7 protein-coding genes and 1 pseudogene are annotated in these 5,754 nt (G+C 33.8%); 1 reads left to right on the forward strand and 7 read right to left on the reverse strand.

Translation table 11 applies throughout. From position 1 onward, the window contains the following. The first annotated feature begins 241 nt into the window (after positions 1-241). A complete protein-coding gene (locus AC3DU7_RS23090; RefSeq protein ID WP_488041640.1) occupies positions 242-1,006 on the forward strand; it encodes a TspO/MBR family protein in 765 nt (254 codons plus the stop codon). A 180-nt stretch (positions 1,007-1,186) separates the two neighbouring features. Here AC3DU7_RS23090 and AC3DU7_RS23095 read toward each other — a convergent pair. The 7 genes and pseudogenes from AC3DU7_RS23095 to AC3DU7_RS23125 all read right to left on the reverse strand — a co-directional run. Then, positions 1,187-1,450, reverse strand: a pseudogene (locus AC3DU7_RS23095) (putative toxin-antitoxin system toxin component, PIN family); the annotation flags it as partial. A 101-nt stretch (positions 1,451-1,551) separates the two neighbouring features. Next, on the reverse strand, positions 1,552-1,701 hold the full coding sequence (locus AC3DU7_RS23100; protein ID WP_488041641.1) for a PIN domain-containing protein: 150 nt from the start codon (positions 1,699-1,701) through the stop codon (positions 1,552-1,554). Further along, positions 1,698-2,066: a ribbon-helix-helix domain-containing protein gene (locus tag AC3DU7_RS23105; RefSeq protein WP_488041642.1), complete on the reverse strand. Its 369-nt coding sequence runs from the start codon at positions 2,064-2,066 to the stop codon at positions 1,698-1,700. Before AC3DU7_RS23105 ends, AC3DU7_RS23100 begins: the two co-directional genes overlap by 4 nt. Positions 2,067-2,225: 159 nt before the next feature. Beyond that, positions 2,226-2,399, reverse strand: a complete 174-nt coding sequence (locus AC3DU7_RS23110; RefSeq protein ID WP_488041643.1) for a hypothetical protein — start codon at positions 2,397-2,399, stop codon at positions 2,226-2,228. A 130-nt stretch (positions 2,400-2,529) separates the two neighbouring features. Further along, on the reverse strand, positions 2,530-3,924 hold the full coding sequence (locus tag AC3DU7_RS23115; RefSeq protein WP_488041644.1) for a vWA domain-containing protein: 1,395 nt from the start codon (positions 3,922-3,924) through the stop codon (positions 2,530-2,532). Next, on the reverse strand, positions 3,896-5,023 hold the full coding sequence (locus tag AC3DU7_RS23120) for a hypothetical protein (protein ID WP_488041645.1): 1,128 nt from the start codon (positions 5,021-5,023) through the stop codon (positions 3,896-3,898). Before AC3DU7_RS23120 ends, AC3DU7_RS23115 begins: the two co-directional genes overlap by 29 nt. Positions 5,024-5,056: 33 nt before the next feature. After that, on the reverse strand, positions 5,057-5,754 hold a 698-nt coding region (locus AC3DU7_RS23125; RefSeq protein WP_488041646.1), incomplete at its 5' end, for a peptidoglycan-binding domain-containing protein.

The following is a 5,754-nucleotide window of genomic DNA, read 5'->3' on the forward strand; positions in this document are numbered from 1 at the left end:
CTACTCCCTACTCTAAGTGCCAAAAATAATTTTGTGGTCTACTCAAATGAAAAGCACTGTAATTATAACTATTCAACCGGACATGATATTATACAATAGACATCTGGTTTCAGAAATTATCTTCCCTTTTGCGAGATGAGCTGTTGCCTAAAATCTACAATTTCTTTCAACTCAAATAAGATTGCTATATAATCAGATTCTATATGAAAATAAAGTTGATAGTTTTCTGAATATTCTGATTATGACTCAATCAAATGATGGTGGAACAGTCGAACAGCTTGTCAATACAGTAATGGGGGTAAAAACTGAGTCCAAAAACCAATCCATTAGCAAACAAATAGTTTCTACAAAAGAGCTAGATATAAAACTCCTTTTAATGTATAAATTAGGAACTATTGTACAAATAGGAATCATTCTGATAGCTTTCTGGGGAATGGAAAAATTGGTAATTTTAGTTGATGGTAATTCTTCTTTTCCTAATTGGTTAAGTACCGTATTTGCAGGGATATTTTTTACCTTATTAAGTATTCGTTCGCGAATTTTTTCCCCATTAGATAATACTCGTTCTCGTCAGACTTATGATACTATAGTCAGACCAAAATGGGCACCTCCACCTTTAGCTTTTCCCATAGTATGGATGACAATTGCAGTCTTACGAGTTATCTCTTCATTATTAGTTTGGCAGGAGATGAACCAACAATTTTTAGTACTTCCTTTAATAGTTTTTGCAGTGCATCTTGCTTTAGGAGATACTTGGAATACAATATTTACTGTAGAACGTAGGTTAGGTGCTGCGGTTCCCGTCGTAATTTTAGGTCCTTGGTTATCTGCTTTAATAGTTACTATCTTTTACTGGCAAATTAATCCCACAGCAGGAATAATTTTAGCCCCTTCCTGTGTATGGTTAACTGTGGCGGCCGTATTAGTATTTAGCATTTGGCAATTGAATGGAAAAGAGCCACTATATCCACTGAAACGAACACCCATATCATCTCCGGTTGAATAGTTATAATTAGGCTTGTAGTTTTGCTCTAGTCCTAATACTAAGTATTGTCAGGGCTAAAGCCCAACTAAAAACAAAAAATCTTTGCCAGTATTCAATAACTTTTTTTGTTCAGGGGTTAAAGTAATTTTTCTCATAATTCAGTTTTCTCCTGGAGAATTAATAATCATTTTCAACATATATCTATTCCTCATTTATAAATAAATCATAGAACAAAGAAACTGAAACAATAATTGTTTTTGGTAATTCTCTCATCTCACTAAAATCTTTATCCCCTGTAATCAAAAAATCCGCCTCACTTGCCATTGCTAAAGCGATAAATTTAGCATCTTTAGGGTCTCTTTTAAAGTCAACTGTAAGATTAACTTCAATTAACCTTGTACTATCTCTAATTAAGTTTAACCATTCTGTTTTTTTGGTGTCACTAAGTTTCAGCTTTCTTCGATATAAAACTTCATTATATAGCGCTACAAGTTTAGGTTAGGACATTCCTAAATCCACCAAACCCACTCACAGTTTACTTTTGCCTGTTGCCTGTTGCCTGTTGCCTAGCGCGTAGCGCTATATTCTGCTAAAATTTCCTCTGATACAATCCACTCATAATTAGAACTACTAATAATAAAATTAATCGCTGTTTCTGGTTTACCATCAGCAACAGCAGCAGACACTAAAATATTTGTGTCAATAATAACTCTCATTCTCCTCTCCTATAAGCTTCAATTTCAGCAGCAATTTCTTCATCAGTTAAAGGATTATCTGAGTGTAATGCTTGGGTTTCTTCACATAATCGCTTAAATTCTGCTGCCAACCTTGCTCTTTCAGGATCTATAGGTTTATTCTTATTTTTTTCTCGCTCCTCTCGATATTTTTTAACCTTTTCCTTTAATAATTTTTTGGCAGATTCAGTCCCTTTAACATAAGAAGGTAATTTAATATCATCATCCTCTTCTTCTAATAATTGAAAAGCTCTAGCGATCGCTTCTTGAGCTGTGTTATATTTGCCAGTATTCAATAATTTTTCTAAAAATTTTTCTTGTTCGGAAGTTAAAGTAATTTGTCTCATAACTCAGTCTTTTCCTGATTCTTTAAAACCTACTTTATTTCTACCATAAATTTTGGTATTATGACTTATACTAAAATATCATTCCTGAACGCTCGAATTCTGTCTCCTAGGATTTTTACTGGTTTATTTACATAGTGAGGTTTATTTGCACCTATCTACTTACACTAAAACAATTAACATTACAGCAATAATTTGCCAACGTTTAGATGGAGGCAGAGGGCAATAATTAAAATTGGGTTGAATAGGAACGTTATCTTGACAGACAACTTTTACCCTTAACCTAACATGATCGTACTGGGTACTCCAGCGAATAATTTCTACTGAACTTGCCAAAATAAGAGCTGAGAGCTGACAGCTAATAGCTGAATGCTTACATATCACTACCAGTTAAATTCACTGAATAGTAAATCTTTTTATTACCTGCATTGGGTATTTTTAAAGTTAAAATATATTCTGTCATAATTTATCTCTCTGCGCGTAATTTTTCACTCCATTTGATAAAGGGAACTACCCCTATTAAACCAAAAATAATTAAAGTTCCTAAAGTTAATAATCCCCTAGTTTTTGCTTCTAAAGGTTCGTAGATAAAATTAGTAATGCGGTAATCTTTCGCATTAGAAGTAAGACCTTTAACTAAAACTTTGACTTGATGTTGAGTCGCGCGATCGCCGTCTGGTTCCTCATACTCTAATTGATATTCTTGTAGACTTTCTAGGAATTTAATTAAACTCTGGGCGACCTCTTCAGCATTATCTGGAAATTGATGACTACCTCCTGTTAAATCAGCGATTTGTTTTAAACGTGGTTGATCTACAATGAATTGGTCAATTTTTATTGATGGGTCAATTCTTGTTATTGGATGTTCACAATTATCAATAATTTTATCAATAACTTTTTGTTCGATAATTATTTCATCTTCTGTTAATTGTGCTTCAGTTAATTCAATATTACACTCTGAACTATCGTAAATTTCTGTTAAAGATTCACCATAGCCTAATGTGTGAACTTTAACCTTTGGTATTTGTGAATCTTGAGGTTGGAGAATATTTTTTAATCTCTCAAATTGTTGTTCTTCTGTTTTGCGGTCATTATTATGAAAGCCATCAGATAACACAATTACAACTAACTGTCTGGATTGAGAATTATTAGTTGTATTATTACTATTAGAAACTGACTTTCTCAAATATTTAACAGCAGTTTCTAGTGGTTGATATAAATTAGTAGAAGCGTCGAGATATTCATATTGATTGGCTAACTCTTCTACTTTTTCCTTGAACTTCTCACTGTCAGATTCGTAAAAATTGGCATCTAAACTTTTATCAGTTACTGTAAATTCATTACCTCCTTGACCAAAAGGTGCTAGACCTATTCTAACAGTTAAATTTGGCCGATCATTAACAGCATCAATAAATTCGTTTATAGCTTCAATAGCACCCTTAAATTTAATGCGTCTTGTACCTGGACTAGAATCTTCAAACCTCATACTCCCACTCATATCTAACATAATAATTACATCAGCAGGAGTAGTTTTTGCTTTAGGATCAGTAGGCAGAATAACAGTTGGTTGAATAGTTTTTTCCCTACCAAATTCACTAATAGTTTCTACAGAGAAATCTGATTGTTGTAAACTGGGATTAAAGTTTCCTTCTTTGTTATAAACTTTAACCCGCATTTTAACTATATTGCCTTCTGGAATTATACGAGTAATTTCCGGGCATTTTTGAGGATTTTCTCCAGTATTACTACAATCATCTTGACTAATTATATTTTCAGGTATGGCAGCACAACCGAATGGTAGTATAGCAAAAGAAACTGCTATTATTGTTAGTTTAGCTTTGTGGATCGTATAAAGTATCATAGAAACAAAAACAGTAATATTTGTCTGGGTTATCCTTTCGTAACAAAGTTATAATTTGACCGTGACGGAGTGATTTTCTTTGCCTTTCTTTCATTAAAGTTCGATTGATTTGAACCTTTCCTGCGGCTAAACATTGAATTTCAACGACACGGTTATTTACAGATAAAGATGCACATCTGTTAGGAATACCTGGCAAGTAAATGTCTACATCAGTGTAACCACCAATCATTATTGCTTCGTTTTTTTTGGTATATAATGGCAGTTTAATAGATAAGTTTTCTTCAAGAGTAGTACTCGAATCGTCGTCGGTAACTAGCTGGAGGCGAGTAACGTTCATGATACGAGGTAAATCAGCATCATGATCTTTCAAGATATGTTCCATTTCTGCTGTCATTTCAAAACCAGCACCTGCTCGTAAAGCTACTGCATAACTAGGAGCAGCGGCTAAACTTAAGCCAAATCCCAAAGCAGCGCCGAGAATACTAAAGCTAATGACGTCTTCATAACCAGCTAAACCAGAGGTTTTTAGTTGAGGCCGGACTCCTTCTACGATTAAAGCTGCAATTAAACCTGCAACCACTCCTAATGCAATACTTTTGAATAAGCGTTGATTTGCTCTTTGAGTTTCGCCTTCCATGCTGCGCGATCGCCAACTCAACCCCTCAGCTAAACCCACAGATAAACCTACTATCACCCAACATATCAATCTTACCCACTGCCCTGAAAGGTTAGTGCTGTATAACCACCAAGCTAACAGAGCTGATATTAAACCTGCGCCTAACCCACATAAAACTGCTAACCAAAAATGAGGTAAGGTTTGCGATCTATTACGAGCGGGGTTAATAAAGAATATTTCTCTAAGGTTAAGTCGATGTTTAGTTGGGTTAGTAACCAATATTTCTGTCACCACCATTCCTACTGCGATACTGGCTGCTATTATTGGTAGTACAATTATGTCTGGTGGCAATGATATGGTATCAAAAGCTGATTTCTCCTGATTGAGAAGTTTACCAATGTCAAGCCAAAATAATTGACTTAAACTCCAGCCTATTATGGCTGAAAAAATACCTGATATTATGTGAAAATAAATACTACGCATTTTTTGTACTTCATAAGTTAGATATTTTTAGGGTTAATCGTTCAATTTTTCCAGGCAATTGACAAATTCTAAAGCCTTTTCATTTTGATTATTGTCTCGACATTTTTTAATTTCGGTGACAATATTATAATCTGTTTGGTTGTCAAGCTCTAAGTGTTTGTTTAAAATTTCATATACCTTTTCTACTTGTAAATCCTTGAGCCTACCAATCAACAAGTTCCAGGTGCTAGCTCCCACTTTTCCATCTTTTTTCATTGTTGTTGTTGATTTTTGTATATAAGTCTCTTGGAGATTTTCAACAGCTTTTTGAGTTGAATTATCAAATTCTCCAAATTCTCCAGGATTGTAATTTCCTTGTCCAGAATTGTAATTTCGATTTCTTTTTAAAGCATTTTGTAAAATAGTTACATTGACTTTATCTTTTACTCCTGACTTTAATACAGGTAACTTTTCTGTTATTATTTTTGGTGTAAATTGTTCTAAATTGGTGTATATTTCCTTCTGTCTAGCGTCTATAACTTGGTTAGGATCACTGTCTTGTAATTGCTGAATATACTGCTCTGCTTCCATTTCTGTTAATAAATTAACAATCTTTTGTTTATCTCTATTCAGCTCTTCATACAGAGTATTGCTAATTTTTTCTATATTGGTATTATTTTTCTTGTTTGGTTCCAGTATTTTAATTGCTTTGTACTTGCTATTATATTCGTTTAATAGCTCGGCTAAGGAAC

It is taken from the genome of Okeania sp., from assembly GCF_983059655.1.